This is a genomic window from Candidatus Latescibacter sp. IFSED24 (assembly GCF_058273205.1).
This window is the reverse complement of the sequence record NZ_CM177850.1, coordinates 918,296-941,261: the sequence shown is the minus strand read 5'-3', so window position 1 is coordinate 941,261 and position 22,966 is coordinate 918,296. Positions and strand designations below refer to the sequence as shown.

The 22,966-nt window shown below is 67.9% G+C and carries 14 protein-coding genes; 3 read left to right on the top strand and 11 right to left on the bottom strand.

The features are described 5' to 3' along the window. Positions 1-90 precede the first annotated feature (90 nt). The 6 genes from infB to IFSED24_RS03705 all read right to left on the bottom strand — a co-directional run bounded on the left by infB (position 91) and on the right by IFSED24_RS03705 (position 13,252). Positions 91-2,985, bottom strand: coding sequence for a translation initiation factor IF-2 (gene infB, locus IFSED24_RS03730; RefSeq protein ID WP_491333882.1), 2,895 nt, complete (start codon positions 2,983-2,985; stop codon positions 91-93). Positions 2,986-3,010: 25 nt separating this feature from the next. Next, positions 3,011-3,385 (bottom strand): L7Ae/L30e/S12e/Gadd45 family ribosomal protein, encoded by a 375-nt coding sequence (locus tag IFSED24_RS03725; RefSeq protein WP_491333881.1) that lies wholly within the window; start codon positions 3,383-3,385, stop codon positions 3,011-3,013. Further along, a complete protein-coding gene (gene nusA / locus IFSED24_RS03720; protein WP_491333880.1) occupies positions 3,386-5,053 on the bottom strand; it encodes a transcription termination factor NusA in 1,668 nt (555 codons plus the stop codon). It lies immediately after the preceding gene. Between the two features lie 22 nt (positions 5,054-5,075). Then, positions 5,076-5,711 (bottom strand): ribosome maturation factor RimP, encoded by a 636-nt coding sequence (gene rimP, locus IFSED24_RS03715; RefSeq protein WP_491333879.1) that lies wholly within the window; start codon positions 5,709-5,711, stop codon positions 5,076-5,078. A 145-nt stretch (positions 5,712-5,856) separates the two neighbouring features. Next, positions 5,857-6,810, bottom strand: a complete 954-nt coding sequence (locus tag IFSED24_RS03710) for a M28 family peptidase (protein WP_491333878.1) — start codon at positions 6,808-6,810, stop codon at positions 5,857-5,859. Continuing rightward, complete coding sequence (locus tag IFSED24_RS03705; protein WP_491333877.1) at positions 6,800-13,252, bottom strand: hypothetical protein; 6,453 nt, start codon at positions 13,250-13,252, stop codon at positions 6,800-6,802. Before IFSED24_RS03705 ends, IFSED24_RS03710 begins: the two co-directional genes overlap by 11 nt. 228 nt (positions 13,253-13,480) lie before the next feature. Between IFSED24_RS03705 and IFSED24_RS03700 the strand changes: the two genes are divergently transcribed. The 3 genes from IFSED24_RS03700 to IFSED24_RS03690 all read left to right on the top strand — a co-directional run bounded on the left by IFSED24_RS03700 (position 13,481) and on the right by IFSED24_RS03690 (position 17,611). Further along, the gene (locus IFSED24_RS03700; RefSeq protein WP_491333876.1) at positions 13,481-14,860 is read left to right on the top strand and encodes an LptF/LptG family permease; all 1,380 of its coding nucleotides are present in this window, start codon (positions 13,481-13,483) and stop codon (positions 14,858-14,860) included. After that, the gene (locus tag IFSED24_RS03695) at positions 14,857-15,930 is read left to right on the top strand and encodes an LptF/LptG family permease (protein ID WP_491333875.1); all 1,074 of its coding nucleotides are present in this window, start codon (positions 14,857-14,859) and stop codon (positions 15,928-15,930) included. Before IFSED24_RS03700 ends, IFSED24_RS03695 begins: the two co-directional genes overlap by 4 nt. A 139-nt stretch (positions 15,931-16,069) precedes the next feature. Next, entirely contained in the window at positions 16,070-17,611 is a 1,542-nt protein-coding gene (locus IFSED24_RS03690) for a PKD domain-containing protein (protein ID WP_491333874.1), read from the top strand. Positions 17,612-17,712: 101 nt separating this feature from the next. Here IFSED24_RS03690 and metK read toward each other — a convergent pair whose 3' ends face one another. Genes metK through IFSED24_RS03665 form a run of 5 tightly spaced genes read right to left on the bottom strand, consistent with a single transcriptional unit; the run spans position 17,713 to position 22,918 of the window. After that, entirely contained in the window at positions 17,713-18,858 is a 1,146-nt protein-coding gene (gene metK / locus IFSED24_RS03685) for a methionine adenosyltransferase (RefSeq protein ID WP_491333873.1), read from the bottom strand. Beyond that, a complete protein-coding gene (locus IFSED24_RS03680) occupies positions 18,855-19,823 on the bottom strand; it encodes a sugar nucleotidyltransferase (RefSeq protein WP_491333872.1) in 969 nt (322 codons plus the stop codon). Before IFSED24_RS03680 ends, metK begins: the two co-directional genes overlap by 4 nt. 14 nt (positions 19,824-19,837) lie before the next feature. Further along, a complete protein-coding gene (locus IFSED24_RS03675; protein WP_491333871.1) occupies positions 19,838-20,896 on the bottom strand; it encodes an SIS domain-containing protein in 1,059 nt (352 codons plus the stop codon). Beyond that, on the bottom strand, positions 20,893-22,650 hold the full coding sequence (gene ptsP, locus IFSED24_RS03670; protein ID WP_491333870.1) for a phosphoenolpyruvate--protein phosphotransferase: 1,758 nt from the start codon (positions 22,648-22,650) through the stop codon (positions 20,893-20,895). The genes IFSED24_RS03675 and ptsP overlap by 4 nt, the downstream gene beginning before the upstream one ends. A 1-nt stretch (position 22,651) precedes the next feature. Then, positions 22,652-22,918, bottom strand: coding sequence for an HPr family phosphocarrier protein (locus IFSED24_RS03665; protein WP_491335024.1), 267 nt, complete (start codon positions 22,916-22,918; stop codon positions 22,652-22,654). Positions 22,919-22,966: the final 48 nt, after the last annotated feature.

Below are 22,966 nucleotides of genomic sequence, written 5' to 3'. Positions count from 1 at the left end.
CACGCATCGACCGCCGGGAACGGTGCGGCGCGGCTACACAGGCCGTGCAACCGCGCCGCTCACGCCCTCTTGCGCGCCGGTTCGCGCCGCTCAGAGCTCGGTGCGCTTGATCTCCTCGATCTCGTAGGTCTCGATGAAGTCGCCTTCCTGGATCTCGTTGAAGTTCTCCAGGCCGATGCCGCACTCGAAGCCCTGCAGCACCTCCTTGGCGTCCTCCTTGAAGCGCTTCAGCGAATTGATCTTGCCCTCGAAGATCACCATCTCGTCGCGGACCAGACGGCCGCGGCTGTTGCGGGTGATCTTGCCGTCGAGCACCATGCAGCCGGCGATCTGGCCGATCTTCGGGATCCGGAAGACCTGGCGCACCTCGGCCTTGCCGGTGGAGACCTCGCGCTGGATCGAGCCGAGCAGGCCGGCCATGGCCTTCTTCAGCGTGTCGACGGCCTCGTAGATGATGTCGAAGACCTCGATCTCCACGTGGTGCTTCTTGGCCAGCTCCTTGATGGCGGAGCCCGGGCGCATGTGGAAGCCGATGATCAGCGCGCCGGTGTTGCCGGCCAGCAGCACGTCGGACTCGCTGATCGAGCCCACGGCCTTGTGGATGATCCGGACCTGGACCTCGCTGGTGCCCAGCTCGAGGAACTGGTCGGCCAGCGCCTCCACCGAACCCGCCACGTCGCCCTTGATGATGATGGGCAGTTCCTTGAGGTCGGCGGCGTCGATCAGGTCGGCCAGCGAGTCGAGGCTGAGCTTCTTCTTGGGCGCGGTGAGCTGCTGCACGCGCAGTTCCTGCTGGCGCCGGGCGGCGATGTCGCGCGCCTCGCGCTCGCTCTCCATGACGTAGAAGCGGTCGCCCGCCTCGGGCACGTCGTTGGCGCCGAGCACCTCGGCGGGCTGCCCGGGCAGGCACTCTTCCAGCTTCTCGCCGCGCTCGTTGACCAGCGCGCGCACCCGGCCGTCGCAGAGGCCGACCACGAAGATGTCGCCCTGCTTGAGGGTCCCCTTGTCGATGAGCACCGAGAAGACCACGCCGCGGCCGGGCTCCTTGCGGGCCTCCACCACGGTGCCGCGCGCAGCGCCCTTGGGGCTGGCCTGTAGCTCGAGCACCTCGGCCTGCAGATGCACCTGCTCGAGCAGCCTCTCGATGCCGATACCCTTCTTCGCCGAGATCTCGGCGCAGAGGATGTCGCCGCCGAACTCCTCGATGAGGATCTCGTGCTGCATGAGCTCCTGCTTGACGCGGCCGGGATTGGCGTCGGGCAGGTCGATCTTGTTGACGGCCACGATGATGGGCACGCCCGCGGCCTTGGCGTGGTTGATGGCCTCCACGGTCTGGGGCATGACGCCGTCGTTGGCCGCCACGATGAGGATCACGATGTCGGTGACCTGGGCGCCGCGGGCGCGCATGGCGGTGAACGCCGCGTGGCCCGGGGTATCCAGGAAGGTGATGGGGCCGCCGGCCGTTTCCACCTTGTAGGCGCCAATGTGCTGCGTGATGCCGCCGGCCTCGCCCGCGATCACGTTGGTGGCGCGGATCCGGTCGAGCAACGAGGTCTTGCCGTGGTCGACATGGCCCATGACCGTGACCACGGGGGGCCGGGTCTCCAGGTCCTCGGCGGGCACTTCCTCCTGCTCGTGCTCGAGCAGCTCCTCGCCGAACTCGCTGAGGAACTCGTAATCCCGCTCGTACTCGTCGGCGAGCAACTCGATCTGATCCTTCTCCAGGCGCTGGTTCATGGTCACCATGACCCCGAGCGAGAAGAGCTTGCCGATGATCTCACGCGCGGGGACCTCGAGCTTCTCGGCGAATTCCTGCACCGTGATGAACTCGGTGATCCGCAGCAGCTGGTCGTCGGTGACATCCTCGCGCTGGCCACCCTTGCGGCGCTTGCGCTTGCCGCCGCCGGTGGTCTCCATCTGCGCCATGGTCTGCTTGAGCTGTCGTTCCACTTCGGCCTCGTCCACCTTCTTCTTCTTGGAACGCGACCGCTTGCGCCGGCCGCCAGCAGCCTCCTTGGCCGCCTTCTCGTCCTGTCGCCGCCGAATCGCGGCCTGGATGGACTCCTTGACGCTCTGCGAGCTGGAACCGGGATCGCCGCCGCTGGGTTCGGCGGGCATGGGTGCGGGTGCGGGCTTCGCCGCGACCTTGGGTGCGGGCTTGATGATGTCGCCGACCTTGAAGCCGTCGTTCTTCACCACCGGTCGGCGTTCGGCGTCGTCCTCGGACTCGTCCGGCGCCTCGGCGGTCGTCTCCGCGGGCTCGGCGGTGGTCGTGTCCGCCTCCTCGCTCACCGGGGTGGTTGTCTCGTCGGCCACGGCGGGCTCCGCCTCGGCCGGCGTCTCGGTCACCGTCGCTTCCGTGGCAGCGGCTTCCGCAGCGACCTCCGTGCCGGCATCCACCGCTTCGTCGACCACGACCTCGCCGGCCTCTTCATCCACCACGGCCTTCTTGACCAGCTTGGGCTTCTTGATCAGACGCGCTTGCTGGTGCTTCTCCCGCTCGGCGGCCCGCTCGGCCTCCAGCTGCTCGCGCTCGAGGCGCGCGGCCTCCTCGCGCTCGGCCTTCTCCGCCTCCTCGGCCGCCCTCTGCGCCGCAGCGGCCTTGGCCACCTTGGTGGCCTGCCCCGCCTTCTTGATCACCACGACCTTGGACTTGGCCGGGACCTTCTTCTTCTTCTTGGCGGCCTTCTTCTTGGGCTTCGGCTCCTCCTCCGGCTCCTCGGGCGGTTGCGGCCGCGGCAGCGGCCGCAGGCTGGCGATGCTCTCGAGCTTGGAGGGCGGCAGCCCGTGGGCCTTGGCGTAGTTGTTGCGGGCCAGTTCGCGCTTGCGCTGGAACACCGCATGGACCTTGTCCACGGCGTCGTCCTCGACCACGCTCATGTGGCTCTTCGCCTCGACCTTCATCTTCTGGAGGAGGACCATGATCTGCTTGCTGTCGACACCGTAGTGCCGTGCCAGTTCATAAACTCGAAGCTTCCTCGCCAACGTAAACCTCCAGCCGCGAGCGTCGTCATTGCGACGTCGCGGTGTCCTCCTCGGGTCCGGTCACCACACCCAGCTTCTGTAACCCTCTGACGAAACCCATGTCCGCCACCGCGACCAGCACCAGATCGTTGCGGCCCAGCCGTCGGGCCAGGTCGTCCCGGGTCACCAGGTCAGCCACGCGGCCCCGCACGGGCCCGAGCGTGCTGGCCCGCCGCGTCATGGCGGCGCCGGCATCCCGGGCGACGATGATCACCGGCCTGGCGCCCTGGCGGACCATCTTCTCCACCGCGGTGGCGCCCACCGCGAGCTTGCCGGCGCGCCGGGCCAGCCCCAGCAGAGCCATCACCCGCTCGACGAGCTCTTCGCCGGCCGGCGGGTTCACGGGCTCCCGGTGTGGCATCTAGCCGTCCTGCCCGGCATCGGCGAGCGGATCGCGTCTGGTCTTCTCGTCGTCCTCGTCCGCGGTCTCGTCTTCGCCCTGGTCCTCGTCCTGACTCTCGGCCTCTTCGGCCTCTTCGGCCTCTTCGGCCTCTTCGGCCTCTTCGGCCTCATCGGCCTCCGCGGCCTCGCCCACGGGTTCGTCCTCATCCTGCTGGGCCTCTCCGGCCGCGGCGTCCGCCTCGACGACGTCCGTCTCGCTCTCGCCGGAGACCTTCTCCTCGAAATCGCTGAACGGGTCAGCGGCCGCCGCAGCGGAGACGGCCGCGGCCGTCTCCTCGGTGGCCGTCAGCTCGCCGTCCTCGAGCATGCTCTCGTCGAGCAGACCATCGCCCAGCTCCTTGTTCAGCTCGGCGTGGACGGTCTCCTCGATGATCTTCTCCAGCTCGGCCAAAGTCGCCTCGGCATTGGCCTTGAGCTGGGACGCCGTCTCCTCGCCCACGCCCTCGAGGCCGGCGAGGGCCTCGAAATCGATGCGGGCCAGGGCGGCGATGGTCTCGATCCCCACGTCCTGGAGCGCGGCCGTCAGCTCGGGCGTCATGCCGGACATCTCGTCCAGGGTCATGGTGACCTCCTCGGCCACGCGCTGGCGGATGCTGTATTCGCGGCTCGAGATGAGGTCGATCTTCCAGTTGGTCAGCTTGGCGGCCAGGCGGACGTTCTTGCCCTCCTTGCCGATGGCCTTGGAGAGCTGGTCCTCGGTCACCACCACGGTGGCCTCGCCGCGCGCTTCGTCGAGCATGACCTGGCTTACCTCGGCCGGGCTCAGGGCGCGGCTGATCAGCTGCACGGGGTCCGGGCTCCAGAGCACGATGTCCACCCGCTCGCCCTTGAGCTCGTGCGTCACGGCCTGCACGCGGCTGCCCTTCATGCCCACGCAGGACCCGATGGGATCCACGCGGTCGTCGCGGCTCACCACGGCGATCTTCGAGCGCGTGCCCGGCTCGCGGGCCACGGCCTTGATCTCCACAATGCCCTCCTGGATCTCGGGCACTTCCTGGGCGAACAGCGCCTTGAGGAACTCGGGATGGCTGCGCGAGAGGATGATCTGCGGACCCTTGGCGTTGTCGAGCACCTCGATGATGAAGGCGCGCACCGCGCTGCCCTGGCGCAGCGGCTCGGTGCGGATCTGCTCGCGATGCGGCAGCAGCGCCTCGACTCGGCCCAGGTTGACCAGGGCGTTGCCCCGTTCCATCTGCTGGACCTTGCCCTCGATGATGGTGTTGACCCGGTCCTTGTACTCCTCGAAGATCTGGGTGCGCTCGGCCTCGCGGACCTTCTGCACCAGGATCTGCTTGGCCACCAGGATGGCGTTGCGGCCGAAGTCCGCGAGCGGCAGCTCCCAGCGCACCTCGTCGCCCACCTCGACCTCGTCGCCGAACTCGATCTGGGCCTCCTCGAGGCTGATCTCCAGGTCCTCGTCGTCGAGATCCTCCACCACGGTCTTGACCTGCTCCACCAGCATCTCACCGGTCTCGGGGTTGACGCTGGCGATGATGTTGGCCTCGGCGCCGAGCTTCTTCTTGGCGGCGGATTGCAGGCCGGCCTCGAGCGACTCGAGGATGATCGATTGATCGAGTTGCTTCTCGCGCGTGATGGCCTGCAGGGCCTGGATCACATTGTGGTCCATGGTCGACGACCTTACCTCTCGTTCACTGAGCGTCCGGCTCTTGCCGGTCCGGCTTGCGGGATCGACCGCGCCGCGCGGCGCGTTCCTCCCGCTTCTCCTCTTTGCGCCGCCGGCGATCCTGGCGGATCACCTCCTGCGCGTCGAAATCGTGTTCCAGGTTCGCCTCCAGGACGCACGCCAGCGGTACCGTCACCGGCTCCGGCTGGCCGTCCGGGGCATCCTGGGGCGCCGGCGGCAGGACGATGATCGCGTCGCCGGTGCACTGCTCGAGGCGTCCCCGCAAGTTGAGCGGCTTACTGGTGGGATCGCTGGGCGGCCGCCACTTGAGCACCACCTCGCGCCCGACCACCGCCGCGAAATGCTCCGGCCGTCGCAACGGCCGGCGGATCCCGGGCGACGAGACCTCCAGCACCCAGGCGCCGGCGAAGATGTCGGCCTCTTCGAGGAACATGCCGGCGCTGCGGGAGGCCCGGGCGCAACCATCCAGATCGATGCGCTCCTCGCCCGGCAGGTCCACCGACAGGCGCACCTGCAAGCGGCCGCCGCCGCGGAAGATCCGGACGTCCACGAGGTCGAAGCCCTCGGCGGCCAGCTCGGGGCCGAGCAGATCGAACACGCGATCGGCCTGCGCGTACCTGTCCAGCTCCTGGGGCGTCACGGGCGACTCCTCATAGCACGAAAAGAAGTGGACTTGCGCCCACTTCCGGAACATCCCGGATACGGGGTCTACGATGCCCGCAGAATATAGACGCTGCCCGCGAACGGGGCAAGTGGAATCGGCGGCGGTAAACCCGCCCCTGGCATCAGAACCCGGGCAACGGCTGGTAGATGAGCGAGGTCACCAGGAGACCGACTTCGCCGAGGACGGCCGGGTCGCACTGGTCCGGGGTGTCGGCGGTGGTGTGCCAGGGAGGATAGTCGAAATCGATGAGATCGACCGCCGGGATGCCGACCTCGAGGAACGGCACGTGGTCGTCGTAGACCCCCACGGCCGGCTCGGCCGCGAAGACCGTCAGCGGCAGCGAACGCGCCCGGGCGAAGACCGCCCTGGTGAGGTCCGGCGCGTAGCGCAGCGAATAGCCCTCCATGCCCACGTGCAGGCCGCGGGCCCCCACCATGTCCAGAACCACCAGGCCCCGGGGCCGGCCGCCCGCCAGCGGGCTGCCGAAATCGTTCCAGGTTCGCGCCAGTTCCCGGCTGCCGAGGCAGAAACCGTCGACATCGCCGGCCGGGCCCGAATCCTCGCCGTCGAAGAACAGCAGGTCCAGTCCCTGCGGCGGCGGCGAGGCGGCGAGGAGCTCCATGAGATGCAGGAGGATGGCGGTGCCGCTGGCGCCGTCGTTGGCGCCCAGCAGCGGCTCTTGGCGCCGCGCCGGGTCGGGATCCTTGTCGCAGGCCGGCCGGGTGTCGTAGTGCGCACCGAACCAGAGGCGGTCGCCGCCCGGCGGTCCGGCGGACACCACCAGGTTGCAGACCTGCAGGGGTCCGCCGTGCCAGGGGTCGGTGGTCTCGAAGCAGAGGCGCGTCGAGGCGAGACCCAGGTCCGCGGCCTGGCGCTCGATCAGTTGCCGCAGTTCCTCGAGCGCGGCCGAACCGGGCGGCCGCGGGCCCAGATCGCACTGGACGGTGAGCCAGTGCATGGCCCGATCGCCCGAGAACTCGGGCGCCGGCGGCTGGGCCTGGGCCGTGGCAACGCCGACGATGACGAGGCCGGCGAGGATGGCGACCACGCCGTGGCGGTTGAGGCTAGAAGACAAAGGTCGCCTCCAGTCCGAGTCCGATGGTGGTGGTGGTCAGATCGGTGGCGATGTTCTTGTTCTGTGAGAAGTTCAAGCTGAAGGCCCCCGACAGGTTCCGGGTGATATTATAGCTGAAACGAGGCGCCAGCGAGATCTGACGCGTCCCGGTGGGTGGCGGATCGTAGGCGGCGCCGGGGACTTCGCGCTTGCTGGTGTTCTTGGCGTAGCGCAGGTCGATGGCCATGTTCACGGTGGGCTGGTTGCCGGGACGATAGAGCCCGAGCTTGGCCAGGATCTTCTGCGCCGAGATCTCGTGCTGGAGCTGCAGTCCGATCTGCATGCGCTTGCCCAGGGTGCGCGTGCCGTTGTTCAGCGAGTTCTCGTCGGACCAGCTGCCGTTCAGGGCCAGGGTCATGCCGCTGTGGAAGTTGAAATTCCAGCGCGGCGTGATGGTGGTGGTCAGGCGTGGAGCGTAATAGGTGTCGGTGTAGTTGGGCACGTTCTTGGAGTGCTTGTAGGCCACGTCGATGGACGAGGAGCGGAACCAGCCGGCGTCGCGGTCGTCGGGTTGACCGCCGAAGACGCGCCAGCGCTCCAGGCCGGCGATGTTCAGCCGCAGGTCGGGCCAGTCCTGCGTGTAGTTGTTGGTGATGTTCTCGCTCTGCAGATTCTGGCTCTCGGTCAACGCGTACTTGATGTCGATCTGCACCTCGCGGGTCAGGCGGGTCTTGGTGGAGACCGTGATGTTCTGGCTCTTGTCGTTGCGGCGGATGGTGTACGCGGAATCGGGCACGTCGAGCTCGGTGAGGAAGCCCAGCTTGTAGCGCCAGTCCGGATTGTAGCCGGTGATCCGGCCGTAGCCGCTGGTCCGGCGGTCGGTGTAGTTGAACGCGATGGGGTCGAACCCGCGCAGGATGTTGAGGAAGGGGTTCAGCAGATCGCCGGGCCTGATCCCCCCGCCCTCGTCGACGGGCTGCTGGCCCGCCTGCTCCTCTTCGAGTCGCAGCTCGGCCTGCTCGAGGAGCCAGCGCTGCTTGGCCTCCTCGCGCTGGTCGAGGGTCATCTCGTCCCAGCCCTCGATGACCGCGGGGTCGAACTGCTCCTCGGCCTGGCCGCGCGCCTGCTGCATGAGCCGCTGCTGCTCCTCGATCAGCCGCGTCTTCTCGGCCTCGCTGCGCTTGCGCTCGGGGAAGATGCTCTTGAACACCTCGCCCACGGGCAACTGGGTCCGGAACTGCCACTCGTTGCTGTTGCTGATGTTGCGCACGTCGGGCGGGTCGTCGGCCTGACGGACGCTGGGGTTGTGGTCGTTGACGTAGGAACCCTGATAGGTGAGCGACGGCTTGATGTCGTTGAGACCGCGCACCAGCGTGCGCAGCGGCGCGTAGAACTTGCCCTCGGGCATGCTCTTCTGCCGCGGCACGGTGAACGTCAGGCTCATGTCCTGCGAGTACTTGTTCTCCTCGCCGATGTTGACGCCGCCGACCTTCTGCTCGCGCAGCAGGTCGCGCTCGCTGCGGTTGTTGAACGCGGCGGTCACCACCGAAATCGGACGGTACTCGAGTCCGCCGGTGAGGGTCCCGGGCCGGGTCTCGGTGACCGTGGGCGGATAGGTGGTGCCGTCGAGGTCCTTGCGCTGGCTCTCGCGGTTGGTCGCGGTGAAACTGGCCGCGCCCTCGATGCGCCGGGGCAGAAAGCTGAGCGAGCCGAGGATGGGCACCGCGCCCAGCAACGGCACGCCGCCCAGGGTGTGCTCGCCGGTGATCTGCAGGTTGTAGTTGAGCGACCCCTGCAGCGACGACTGGGCCGATTCCTCGGTGGGCGACTGGCGGTCGGACTGGCTGCCCGAGAGCTGCGCGTTCCAGGGATCGATGAGGTAGCGGGGGATCGCCGACCGGCTCGGCGGACGGCTCAGCCGCACCGAGAAGCTCTCGCGCTCCTCGAGGGTCGACAGCTCGTTGCGCCGGTCCTGCTCGAGGATCTCGATGTCGCTGTTGATCTCGTACTTGGGCCGCTGGGTGGATTGTCGTCGGCTGAAGCTGACGGGCAGCTGGAACCCGAGCAGCGGCACGAAATCGTCGACCCTGAAATTGGTGGACAGGCTCCAGTTCTGGCTCAGATAGCCCTGCCCCGCGTCCTGGTCGAGCCCGTGGAATTCGGCGTCGCGCCGGTCCCAGTCGAAGTCCAGCTTGAAGACGTCGGCCATGTTCAGGCGCATGCCCACGCTCTCGGCCAGGCCGATGTCGCGCTTGGCGCCCAGGAGCATCACGTCGTTGATCCAGATGTCGCCGCTGATGGAGCGCCGGGTCTGGTTGGCCACCCCGAAGTAGTAGCGCGTCACGCGCCGCAGGTCGGGGTTGCCGCGGATCGTCACCCGGTAGCTGGTGCCGTCCTCCCGGTCGCGGACGGTGCCGCGAATGACCCCGTCGGGATCCGGCTCCAGGGTCTTGACGTTGGTCAGGTCCACCAGGTCGAGACCCACGCGCCGCCAGCCCACGCGCTGGTCGGTCTCGGCGAAGCGCAGGCTCACCTCGTAGTAGTTCAGGCTGTCGGCGCCCAGGCGATAGAACATGTCGAGATCGGCCACGTCGGCGGTGGGGCAGTGCCACCACCAGGTCAGGGCGTTGTAGCGCGTGTAGTCGTCGCCCTGGGCGGAGACCTGCTTGCCGATGCGGACAAGGTGGTCTGGCTGGAGGTTGGTGAAGTCCAGGACCAGCGACGACTCCTTCTCGGGGATGTTGTTCTGCTCGTGCACCGGGAACGGCGGCACGTAGATGTTGGAGTTCTCCTTGTTGTTGACCTCGCCGATGAAGAAGCCCTCGTCGGGGCCGAGGTCGGGACCGTCGAGCACCCGCTCGTCGCCGACCTTGCGGATGCCCTGCCGTTCCCAGCGGCTGCCCAGGAACTGCAGCTCCGAGAGCTGGATCGTCTTGCTGGTCGGCGCGCCGCCGTCCGGGTCCTCGTACCAGATGCGCACGTGGCGGATGGCGGCGATGTCGGCGATGGCGGTCTCCGAAACCTCGAGCACGTCGCTGAGCCGAATCCGGTACTTGCGCCAGGCTGTGCCCTCGAGGTCGCCGCGCGCCTCGGGATAGTCGTTGTAGACATCGACCAGCGGCGCGGTGTCGCGCAGGTCGATGATCGCGCTGAAGTACCCGTTCTGCTGGTCGAAGCGCGTGTTGCCGTCGAGATCCTCGCTGTCCTCGTAGTTGTTCTTGGCGGTGCGGTTGATGTACGGGTACTCCCCGGGCACGCCCGCCTCGGTCTGGTTGGCGCTGTAGGGGACGCCCTCCTGGATCACGTCCTGGCCTTCGACCACGGCGTCGAGGCCCACGTCCTCGGTGGCCACGTTGAAGACGCCGTCGGTGTTGAGGTCCTCGAGCTGCCAGGTCCCCGTCTCGAAGTCGCCGCGCACGTTCTCCCAGATGAAGTCCTCGCTGATGGTGCCGAAGTCGATGTGCAACCGGCCGCGACGTTCGTCGGACAGCTGCTTGGAGTCGTTGATCCAGATCTCGATGAACTGCGACTTGCTCAGGTCCAGGCCGGTGCGGCTGATGCCGCGCATGATCCCGCCCCAGCTGTCGGCGTTCCAGCCCGAATCCTGGCGGAGGTTCAGATCGATGGCCTGCTGGGTCTCGTTGCGCTCCTCGTTGATCAGATCGGGATTGAGCCACTTGCGCAGCACCCGCGTGGTGGGGACGTGCCAGCGGATGTCGTCGATCCGGTCCTCGTAGTCGAACGTGCGCGTGTCGTCGGAATCGACCGGCCTGCTCGCGGGATTCCAGCCCAGGCGGCCGAGGGTGATCAGGTCGGTGCTCGCGGCGCCCTCGAAATCCTCGAGGAAGACCTGGTCGCGGGTGTTGGGGTTGGGGATGGAGATGGCCGCCTCGCCGTTCAGCGCCAGGGTGCTCTCCTTGTCGCGATGGCCGCGCGCCAGGACGTTGGCCACACCGGTCAACAGATCGGTCTTGACCGTGTGGTTGAGGTTCAGGTTGCCCACCAGGTTGCGGCTCGGCTCCTCGCCCAGCTTGGCCTTGTGGCCGACGATGCTGTTGCTCTCGTAGAGCCAGGTGGTGTTGAGCTTGCTCTCGGGTCCCAGGTCGTAGCCGAGGTTGAAGCCCAGCAGGCTGCTCTGCCCGCCGCCGAAGAACGGCGCGTACTGGTAGGTCACCTGCACGTTGCTGTCGGGAGTGAGGTCGGCGGCCGCCTGACCCTTGAGCGAGACGGTGCCGAAGAGGTAATCGATGTCGTAGTCCACGCCGCTCTGCAGCGTACGACCGTCGAGGACCACCTGCTCCGAGCCCTCCTCGATGTTGGAGACCCCCAGGTTGAGGGTGCTGCTGGCAGCGGCGTGCCGCGCCACGAGCTTGAACTTGGCGTATTCGTCGTAGTCGCTGGGCCGGGTGTGCCAGTCGTAGATCTGCGGCGTGCGGTCGCTCTCGAGCCGGGTGCCCGCCCATTGCCATTCGCCCAGATCGGCGTCGATGGCGAACTGGGCATAGTCGCGGTAGGCGGCCTCTTCGGCGGCGAAGGGGAAGGGGAAGTCGAGGGGGAACTTGAGGAGCCCCGCCCCCAGGTCGATGAGTTCGGGGATGTGGGCGTCGACCACGCCGTCGGGAACCTTGACGCCCTGCGCGTTCTCGGTGTCCAGCCCGAACGCCTGCAGGTAGAGGATGCCGGTGGTGTCGTGGAGCGCGGGCTGGGTCACCGGCTCGGTGGTCTCGATGCGCAGTTCGAAGCTCTCGGCGTTGATGTTGGCGCCGCCCAGCGAGTAGATGTTGCGCAGGACGTACTGGAAGCTGAAGCGTTCGGGCTGCTCGGGCTTGAGCAGCTTCATGCGATAGTAGCCCTGGTCGTCGATCTCCAGCCCGCGTTCGGCGTTGTTGTTGGGATCCTCGCCCACGCGGTAGACCAGGTTGCGCTCGGCGTCGATCACGTCGTAGGTCACCGCCAGGATGGATTCATCGGACAACTCGGTGCGCAGGTCCACCGCGACGAGGTCGCCGTTGACGTCGTTGAGCAGGGTGAAATCCACCGGCCGCCAGGTCCAGGCGGAATTCCAGGCGTTCTCGGCGATGGCCTCGATGTGGGCCGGACTCCAGATGCCCGTGGTGTCCAGGGCCGCCGCCACGTACTGGACATCGCCTTCCTGGGGCTGCACGCCGCCCAGGTTCCGGTAGATCCGGATGGAGCCGGTGTCGATCCGGAACTGGCTGGCGTCGCGCCCCGGAACGTCCGGATAGAAGTAGCCCAGCACCTCGTGGTTGACGTAGTTGGGCAGGTCCAGCCGGAAGAATCGGTTGTTGAGGTAGTTCCACGAGTAGATCGAGTGCTCGGTGACCTCGCCGCCGGTGCTGGAGAAGGTCTTGGAATCGGACTCGGCCTTCTTCTTCGACGCCACCACGGTGAAATCGGCGGGTCCCACCTGGCCGGTGACCTTGATGCCGAAGAGCCCCGAGGCGTTGGAGCTGTAGCCGAGGAGGCGGCCGCCGGGCAGGGTCAGGCCCACGTCGCCGGTCTCGATGCTCTGGATGATCTCGTCCTCGTCGCCCTGGTAGCTCAGCTTGATCTTGGTGCCCTCGGGACCGATGGCCTCGCTGTTGTGGTCCACCTCGATGAAGATCTTCTCGCCGATCTGGCCGGTGAGGTTGACCTGGAGCTGCTGTTCCATGTCCAGGTCGGGGAACCAGCTCTGGTTCTGCACCCGCTCGGAGGGTGTGAACTGGTTGCTGCGGGTGGTCTCGCCGCGGATGGCGATGTGCTCGCGGCCGGTGATCTTGATCCGCGTCTTCTCGCCGCGGCCGATGATCATCTCCAGCGTGCGCGGCAGCTTGATCGGGATGGTGAAATTGATGAGATTCTGGTCCTGATTGGCGCGGCGGCCCCCGCCAGCGATGTCCAGGGCGCCGAGGCGGGCCAGGCGCCCGGTGGCGGCCCACTCGCGGGTCAAGGCCAGCGCCACGTCGTCCACGAAGAGATCGACCGCCGGATCGTCCACCGGCCGGGTCGGGTAATAGCTGAAACCGCCGGGCAAGGTCTTCTGGGTCTGGAACAGAAGCAGCCAATCGGGGTATCGGATGGTCGTGTAGAGGCCGGTGATCCCGCTGGCCTCGGAGACCTCGCTCTCGCGCTCGAGGTCCACGCCCACCCGGCGCTTCATGTTCGCGTAGATCATGGTGGAGACGTCGGGACGGCGCGGATCCTTGAGCGGGTCGATGCCCTGGGCCAGCAGGCGTTCGCGCAGGACCAGACGCTCGACGCCCAGGAGGCGGGGATCACGGGTGGTCTTGAGGACCGGATCGAGCCCGTAGAGGATGGGGCCGGGGTACTCGGGATCGGCCTGGGCCTCGCTGGCGGGGATCAGGAGCAGGCCAAGCAGGAGCAGGAGCGAGGGCCAGGCCTCATGCCAGGCCCGGCTGGGGCGCCTCTCGGGGCTCGTCGGCCGCCGGCGCGTGGTCAACCCTCGACACTCCTCGTCGATACGTTACACTGGCCCTTCCCGGAGCGGGGCCAGACCCGAGGTTCCGTCCTCCCAGGTGGTCGCACTGGCCCCCCGACAGGACGGCCCGCCGCCCCGGGGCGGCAGGTCGACCAGGAGTCTGGTCCGGGATCTCCGGCGGGGTCGAACGCCTGGTGCTGAATGTAGCCCGTTTCGACCAGGCGAACCAGAATGGATCCGCGGATGAACATGCTGGACAGGCACTTGTTGCGGGCGGCGGTGGGGCCCTTCTTCTTCGGGCTCTTCACCATCACCTTCCTGCTGATGATCGATGTCCTTTTCCGTTACGTGGACATGTTCGTCAGCAAGGGCGTGCCGTTCGCGGTGGCCACCAAGGTCCTGATCCTCAGCCTGGGCTACACGCTTGCATTATCCGTTCCAATGTCGGTCCTCATCGCGGTTCTCATGAGCATCGGTCAACTCGCTGGCGACAACGAGATTACGGCCATGAAGTCCAGCGGCGTCAGCCTCTGGGCCATCCTGCGCCCGCTGCTGCTGGGAGCGTCGCTGATCGGAGGCGGGCTGGTCGCCTTCAACCACTACGTCTACCCCGAATCGAACCACACCCTGGTCAACCTCCTCTACGACATCAAGCGCTCGCGCCCCATGCTCGAGATCCGCGAGCAGATGTTCACCGACCTTGACGACGCCACCACCATCTATGTGGCCACAAAGGACGACCTCACCGGCCGGATCACCGACGTCTCCATCATCGAGAAGGAGAAGCCCGGCGACCTGGGCCCGCGCGTGACCACGGCCCAGTGGGGCGAGATCCGCACCGATCCGGCCACCGACGCCATGATCCTCGAGCTGCACGACGGCGAGATCCACGAGATGCCCGATCCCGCCCAGCCGGACAAGTACCAGGTCATCCGCTTCGGCCGGCACGATATCCGCATGGACGGCATGAAGCGCGAGATCAGCGACAGCCAGCGACAGACCCGTGGCGACCGCGAGATGAACCTCACCGACCTGCGCGACGCCGCCCAGCGCCAGCGCGACCGCCGCGAGGACGTGGAGCAGCACGTGGCCAACCTCGGCCTCGACATCGTCCAGTGGCAGTACCGCCTGCTCGACCCCGACCAGCGCGCCACCATCGCCAAGCGCGAGCCGGCCAACCCGGCCGAACGCCGCACCCGCCTGGCGGCCACGCGGCGCAAGCTCGACCACGCCACCAGCCAGTCGCGCGCCCAGGCCACCGTCGACGCCGCCAACCAGCGCAAGGCCAACAAGTTCATGGTGGAGTACCACAAGAAGCTGGCCATCCCCTTCGCCTGCGTGGTGTTCGCGCTCCTGGGCATCCCCATGGCCGTGACCACCAGCCGCAGCGGCAAGGGCGTCTCGGTGAGCCTGGCCATGGCGGTCTACCTGGTGTACTACCTCTGCCTCGTCGGCGGCGAGAAGCTCTCGGACCGCGGCCTGGCACCCCCCGCCCTGTCCATGTGGTCGGGCAACCTGCTGCTGCTGGCCGTGGGCATCCCGCTCTTCCTGCGCAGCGTCCGCGAGACCAGCTACCTGCAGTTGCCTCGCCTGTTCGGTCGCCGCCGGCCCACCGGAGAGGTCGCATGAGGATCTACGAGCGCCTGGTCCTGGGCACCTTCCTGCGCTACCTCCTCTACACCATGGTCGGGTCGTTCATCCTGTTCACCATGGTCGACCTCTTCGACCACCTGGGCAGCCTCCTCGACAACCACGCCACCGTGTCCCAGACCCTGCGCTACTACATCTTCAAGGGCGCCTGGATCATCGACCAGGTGCTGCCCATCGCGGCGCTCATGGCCACGCTCTTCACCATCGGCAGCATGGCGCGCTACCTCGAACTGACCGCGCTCTACTCCAGCGGCCTCTCGCTCACCCGCATCGGCCGCCCGCTGTTCATCGCCGGGCTGCTCCTGACCGTGGCGGCCCTCGGTTGGCGCGAGTACGTGCTGCCCGAGGCCAACCTGCGCAAGTGGCGGGTCTGGGAGGTGGAGATCCACAAGAAGACCGAGAAGATGCGGCCCACCCGCCAGATCGCCGCCACCGGGCCCGACGGCCGGCTTTACTACGCCAAGAAGTACGACCCCAACACCCACACGGTGACCGGCCTGAAGGTCCTGGGCATGGACGGTGCGGTGATCCTCGAGAACCTCGATGCCGAGCGGGCCGAATGGGACGGCAAGCACTGGATCCTCCACCAGGGCACCCGCCGCGACTTCAGCGGCGAGAGCGAGGTGATCACCACCTTCGAGACCCTCAAGGCGTCCGACCTGGCCATCACGCCCGACGGCCTCTACCGCACCCGGGTCCGCCAGGAGAACATGAACATCCGCCAGCTGATCCAGCACCGCGACCTGATCCGCCAGACCGGCGGCGACCCCACCACGCTCGACGTGGACATCCAGTTCCAGCTGGCCTTCCCGCTGGTCAACTTCATCGTGGTCTGCCTCGGCCTGATCCTGGCCTCTGGCCCGCGCAAGACCACCGTCGCCTCGGGATTCGGCCTGACGCTGGCGGTGGGTTTCGGCTACTACCTGCTGATGATGTTCGGGCGCTCGTTCGGCCACAGCGGCGTCTTGCCGCCGGTGGTCGCGGGCTGGGCCGGCAATGGTCTCTACGCCCTGGGGACCTGGATCCTCTTCCTGCGCGCCAGACGCTGAAAAACCGGCTTTTCCCTGGACTCCTTGCCCGGCGAGGCCTAGGTTTATACATTGATGTGGCCGCGATTTACGCCCGATGTTGTTGCGGCGTCTGCGCCTGCCTCGGCGCGTCACGTCCCACCTGCACCCGGAGCCGGTGATGCCCATGAAGAAGCTCGGTCTGATCCTCCAGCTTACCACCCTGGCCGTCCTGACCGTGATCGCGATCAGCGGCTGCTCCGAAGACGACCCCAAGCCGGAAATCACGCGGTTCACCGCGAGCCAGACCTGCGGTGTCGTCCCCATGCGGGTGGATTTCCGCGCCGACGCCTCCGGGGGCACGCCCATGGCCGACCCCACCGGCGGCAACAACTGGCTGAAGATGTCTTGGGATTTCGGCGACGGCACGGTGATCGCCGATGGCACCTCCATCGCCTACCACCAGTACGAGGAGCCCGGCCAGTACACGGTCACCGTCACCGCCGAGGACGACAACGGCGACAAGGCCTCGAGCCAGCTCGAGATCGTCGCCACGGCCGACAGCCTCGGTCTGCGCAGCTTCACGGTGGTCGAGGCCGACACCACCGACGAGGTCATCGCCTGCCAGCCCATGGAGTTCGGGATCCGCGGCTACCTCTGCGGCTTCGATCCCGAGGAAGACAGCTACGAGCGCTTCATCTTCCGCTGGGAGATCGGCGACAGCATCTACGACGGCACCAATCCGCGCCACAGCTTCGCCCCCGTCGATGTCGGCGAGAACGTGGTGGTGCTGCATCTCGAGGATCCCACCCGCGCACTCTCCCGCGTCGACACCATCCAGGTCGAGGTGCTCGCCTCCAACGGCTCCGACCTCTGGATCGAGAACGACTGGCTCCTCTCGCCGCAGGGCGCGGCCCAGGACTCGCTCTTCCGCGACATCGTCGAGTTCCCCGACGCGCTGGCCTACACCACCACGCTGCACAACGACGGTCCCGACGAGGCGTACGCCATCACCATCACCGGCGACTTCCCCAGCAACAACCGCATCGTCTTCGACCGCACCGAGCCATCCGTCGGCTCGGCCGTCTGGTATCCCGGCGAGCGCGAATGGATCTGGAGCATCGAGTATCTGGCGCCCGGCGAGACCGCCACGCTGAGCGCCTTCTTCGACCTCGAGATCGGCGATGCCCGCTCCTACCACAGCTTCGATACGGTGATGAGCGATTACGCCTGCGACATCTCCGCCGATAACGATTCCTTACGAGCGGTGCTGAACATCGCCTCGGCGCCCGCGGATGTCATGCTGTTCAGCCACTGGTTCAACAACTCCAGCCAGCCGGTCTTCGCCGACAGCTTGCTCCGCGACGTCACCAGCTTCCCCGACACGCTGGTGGTCACGGTCGGCGTGTTCAATGCCGGCCCCAGCGCCGCCTTCGACCTCGTGGTGGACGGCGACCTGCCGGCCGACCCGCGGATCCAGTTCGTGCGCCAGAGCGTCGCGGACTCCGTGTTCACCTACGACGAGGTGACCAAGCACTACGTCTGGGACATCCTGCGGGTCACCCGCGACGGCTTCGCGAGTTGCAACCTGACCTTCTTCGTCGAGAGCGGGGACGTCGGGGATAGTTACTTCTTCGACGCGGTCATGGCCGAGTACCCCGACGATCCCAACCCCACCGACCATGAGACCCGCGCCACCTTGATCTTGAACTCGGTGCCCTAGCGCCACCGGGTTCCTGCCGCAGCAGACGAATAGAGCCCCACCGCCAGGCGGTGGGGCTCTTCATTCGTCTCGCATTCGCTACACCGGGCCGTCCATGGTCGTCAGCCCACCGCCCGCTGCAGCTCCTCCACCTTGTCGGTACGCTCCCAGGTGAACCCGCCCTCCTCGCGGCCGAAGTGCCCGTAGGCCGCCGTGCGGCGGAACACTGGCTTGCGCAGGTCGAGGTGGGTGATGATGCCGCGGGGCGTGAGGTCGAAGACCTTGCGCACCGCCTTGGTGAGCTGGCTGTCCGGCGCGGTGCCCGTGCCCATGCTGTCGACCATCACCGAGACCGGCTCGGCCACGCCGATGGCGTAGGCCAGCTGGACCTGGCAGCGTTCGGCGAGGCCGGCGGCCACCAGGTTCTTGGCCACCCAGCGCGCGGCATAGCTCGCCGAGCGGTCGACCTTGGTGGTGTCCTTGCCGCTGAACGCGCCGCCGCCGTGAGCGGCCATGCCGCCGTAGGTGTCGACGATGATCTTGCGGCCGGTGAGCCCGGCGTCGCCCTGGGGACCGCCGATGACGAACTTGCCGGTGGGATTGACGTGCGACTTGTAGCCCTCGTATGGCACGCCGAACTCCTCGAGCACCGGCTCGATGACGTGGCGGCGCATGGCCTGGGTGATGTCCTCGTGTTCGATGTCGGGATCGTGCTGGGTGGAGACCACCACGGTGTCCACGCGCACCGGGCGATGGTCCTCGTACTCCACCGTGACCTGGGTCTTGCCGTCGGGGCGCACCCAATCGAGCGTGCCGTTCTTGCGGACCTGCGCCAGGCGCATGGCCATGCGGTGGGCCAGGGTGATGGGCAGCGGCATCAGGACGTCGGTCTCGCGGGTGGCGTAGCCGAACATCAGGCCCTGGTCGCCGGCGCCGCCCGGGTCCACGCCCATGGCGATGTCGGGCGACTGCTCGTCGATGGCGGTGAGCACCGCGCAGGTGGTGGCGTCGAAGCCGTACTCGCAGCTGGTGTAGCCGATCTCGCGCAGGGTCTGGCGCACCAGCTTGGGAATATCGACGTAGGTCTGGGTGGTGATCTCGCCGGCGACCATGGCCATGCCGGTGGTCACCAGGGTCTCGCAGGCCACGCGACCGGTGGGGTCCTCGGCCATGATGGCGTCGACCACCGAATCGGAGATCTGGTCGGCGACCTTGTCGGGGTGGCCCTCGGTCACCGATTCGCTGGTGAACAGGAAACGCTCGCTCATCGTTGCTCCTTTGCCGTCAACTCGCAGAAGTCGCCGATATTGATCTCGCCATGGATGCCCGTCAGACGGCACTGCTCGCCCACCAGGCTCCCGGTGAGCCGGCAATCGTGCAGGACGCTGCCGGCGCTGATGACACAGTCGGCAAGGTCGCACCGTTCCAGCACCACGCCAGGGCCGATGGAGACATGCGGGCCGAGGCGGCAATCGGTGACGGTGGCACCGGGGTCGACATGGATCGGGCCATGCTCGCCTTCGGCGGCGTCCCTGTCAAGCAGGACGCGGTTGGTCTCGAGCCAGGTCTCGCGCTTGCCGCAGTCGTACCAGTCGCTCACGGGCACCGTGCGGAACACGCAGCCCTGCTCGAGCATGAGCTGCAGGCCGTCGGTGAGCTGGTACTCGCCGCGGGTGCGGCGGTCCTCGCGCACGATCCGGCCCATGGCGTCGAAGAGCGCGCCGCCGTCGCGGAAGAGGTAGGCGCCGACGATGGCCAGGTTGCTGGGCGGGACCTCGGGCTTCTCCACGAAGCCCGCGACCCGCTCGCCGTCCATGATGACCACGCCGAAACGGCGGGGATCGTCCACCTCTCGCACGCCGATCATGTTGTCGGGACACGCGAGCAGCGACTGATAATCCGCCTTCAGTATGGTGTCGCCGAGGATGCAGAAGAAGGGTTCCTGCCCCACGGCCTCGCGGGCGGTCCACACCGCGTGGCCCAGACCCAGGCGCTTGGTCTGCTCGACATACTGGATGTCGAGCTGGGGCCGCTCGGCGGCGAACCAGTCGCGCACCGCCTGTCCGTGGTAGCCCACGATCAGGACGAAACCGTCGATGCCCGCGGCGGCGAGATCGTCGACGATGTGCGCCAGGATGGGCCGGCCGGCCACCGGCAGCAGGGCCTTGGGGCGGTTGAGCGTGTGCGGTCTGAGCCGGGTGCCGATGCCGGCGGCGGGAATGACGGCCTTCATGGGTGTCCTTTCGGTTAGCGACCGGCCAGGCGCTGCTTCAGCGCGTCGATTCGCGCGATGGGCACCGGATCGACGTCGTTGAGCACGGCCAGCTGCGCACTCACCAGATCGCCGAACACGATCAGTCCCAGGATCCGGCTCAGCCGGTCGGGACCGCTGGCTTGGACCTCGTGCACGCGGCCGAACTGAGCCGCCAGGAGCTCACGGGTGGCCTCGACGCGCAAGGCGCCGTCGGTGGATTCGTCACCACCGCGCAGGATGAGCAGGGCGAAGCGGTCGCGTTGCAGGGCAGGCAGGTTCCAGCCCACGATCTCGTTGTGATCCAGTTCGGGAAAGGCGGCCAGATGCCCGGGCGCCTTGGCGTTCTCCTGGAGCTGCGCCAGCAGCCGCCGCCCCGCTCCGTGGGCCTCGTCGCCCGAGGTGAAGATGACGGTGAAACGGCCGGCCAGCGAACGGGCCAGCGTGGCCGCCTGGTCGGGCCCGTCCCCGGAAACGCCGTCCAGTCGCACGAGCTGACCGGCGGCGGCGTGCGCGCAGGCGCCGGCGATGGACGCGCTGGGGTCGGCCAGCAGGCCACAGCGATGCAGCAGGTGCAGGAGCCCGCCGAGCGCGGCGCCCAGCACGGTGCGCGGCGGCTGGCCGGTGGGCAGCACCACGGCGGGGAACGGCGCCTGGCCATCCTCGCCGCGCGCGGCGGCCAGCAGCGGCCCGCCTCCGGTGACGGCCGCGAGCCGGCAGCCCCGGGCGCGGGCCGCGGCCAGGGCGTCCAGGGTCTCGGCCGTGGTCCCGGAGTGGCTGCAGGCGACGACCAGGGTCTCGGGACCGGTCCAGGCGGGCAGGCCGGCATCGCGGTGCACCAGGACCGGCACCGGGAGGTCCGGCCAGCCGTCGGCGAGCAGGCTGGCGGGCATGGCCGAGCCGCCCATGCCGCAGCAGAGCACCTGGGCCGGAGCCGGCGCCAGCGGCTGGATGTCGGCGAGCCCCGGGAACCCGCCGCTGGCCGCGAGCTGGGCGGGCAGTCCCGCGATCCAGGCGAACATCTGCGCCTGGCCGGCGGCGCGGTCGGCGCTCATGTCGTCGTTCCCCCGTTGGCGCGGGCGTCCTTGCGGGCCGCCACGTAGTCGGCCAGCCAGCGGTCGGCCTCGTCGGCGGTGGTCATTTCCAGCAGGCTGGCCACGACCTGGCGCGCCTCGGCCAGTTCGGTCCAGCGGATCACCTGCTTGATCTTGGGCAAGGCCGCGCTGTGCATGCTGATCTCGTCGAGGCCCAGGCCGAGCAGCACCTCGGCCAGCCGGGTCTCCGAGCCCATCTCGCCGCAAAGTCCCACCCAGATGCCGGCCTCGTGGCCGGCGTCGATCACGTGCTTGATGGTGCGCAGGATCGCCGGATGCAGGGGTCGGTAGAGGTAGGACACGCGCCGGTTGCCCCGGTCCATGGCCAGGGTGTACTGGATCAGGTCGTTGGAGCCGATGCTCATGAAGTCGCACTCGCGGGCGAGCAGGTCGGCCACCGCGGCGGCCGAAGGAGTCTCGACCATGATGCCCAGCGGCATGTCCTGCCGGTAGGGCAGGCCCTCGCGCTCCAGCTCGTCGCGCACCTCGGCGCAGATCTCGAGCGTCGCGCGCAGCTCCTCCACCCCGCTGATCATGGGCACCATGAGGTGGGCGGGGCCGGCGGCGCCGGCACGGTAGATCGCGCGGATCTGGGTCTTGAAGAGGCCGCGGTTCGAGAGCGAGAACCGGATCCCCCGCCAGCCCAGGAAGGGGTTGTACTCGCGCTTGGCGCCCAGATAGTCGGAGACCTTGTCGCCACCGACATCCAGCGTGCGGAAGACCACCGGCCGGCCGGCCATGCGCTGCAGCACCTGGGTGTAGAGCTTGACCTGCTCCAGCTCGCTGGGGATGTCCCGGTGCTGGAAGTAGAGGTACTCGGTGCGCAGCAGGCCCACGCCATCGGCGCCGCGGGCCACGGCCTCCTCCAGCTCCACGGGCAGCTCGATGTTGGCGCCCAGGCGGACACGGTGCCCGTCCGGCGTCTCGGCGGGCAGGTCGCGCAGGTAATCCAGCTTGCGGCTGACGGTGATCTGATGCTGCTTCAGGGTCACGAGCCGGTCGTGGGTTTCCTGATCGGGATCGACGATCACGCGCCCCACCATGCCGTCGACCGCGACCATGGTGTTGTCGGCCAGGCTGGCCACGCTGCCCCCCACCCCACAGACCGCCGGCACGCCGAGACTCCGGGCGAGGATGGCCACGTGGCTGGTGGCGCCGCCCTCGTCGGTGATGAATCCCAGCACCTTGTTGCGATCGAGCGCCGCCGTCTCGCTGGGCACCAGATCGCGCGACGCCACCACCGCCGGCACGGTCCAGTCGTTCTCCAGGGCCTGCGGGTCGTCGTTGAACGCGCGCAGCACGCGGTCCTCGAGATCGCGCAGGTCGGCGATGCGTTCGCGCAGCGACTCCTCCTGCATGCCGTTGAACTGCAGCACGATGTCGCCGATGGAACGCGCGAAGGCGGCCTCGGCGTTGACGAGCTGGGTGCGGATCCGCGAGAGGGTGGTGTCCCAGACCAGCTCGTCCTCGAGCATGAGCAGCTGGCTGTCGATGATGGCCGCCTCGTCAACGCCCAGTTCGCGGGCCAGCTTGTCGCGCAGCGAGGCGAGTTCCTGTCTGGCCCGGGCCACCGCCGCCTCGAAGCGGTCGCGCTCCGTGCTCACCTCGGCGGTGGCGATGGAGCGACGCTGCACGCTGACGGTGGCGCGCCGGAGCTGCCGCACCGGGCCGACCGTATAACCTGGCGCCGCCGGGATGCCGCTCAGCTCACGCAACTCAACCCCCGTTCTCGCTATGGGCCAGCTCGACAGCGATCAACTGGACCAGGCGTTCGAGCGCCATGTCCTCGTCGGGGCCGCTGCATTCGATCTCGACCTCGGCGTCGAATTCCGCCGCGAGACTCGCCAGCCCCATGATGCTCTTGGCGTTGGCGGCCCGCCCCTGGTAGCGGATGATCACATCCGACTGGAAGAGCTTGGTCATCTTGACAATCCGCCCCGCTGCCCGCAGGTGGAAACCGACGGGGTCGGCGACTCTGGCCAATGCTGTCTTCAAGGTTCGGTTCCTCCAACCCGACGCCCGTGGTGCGGT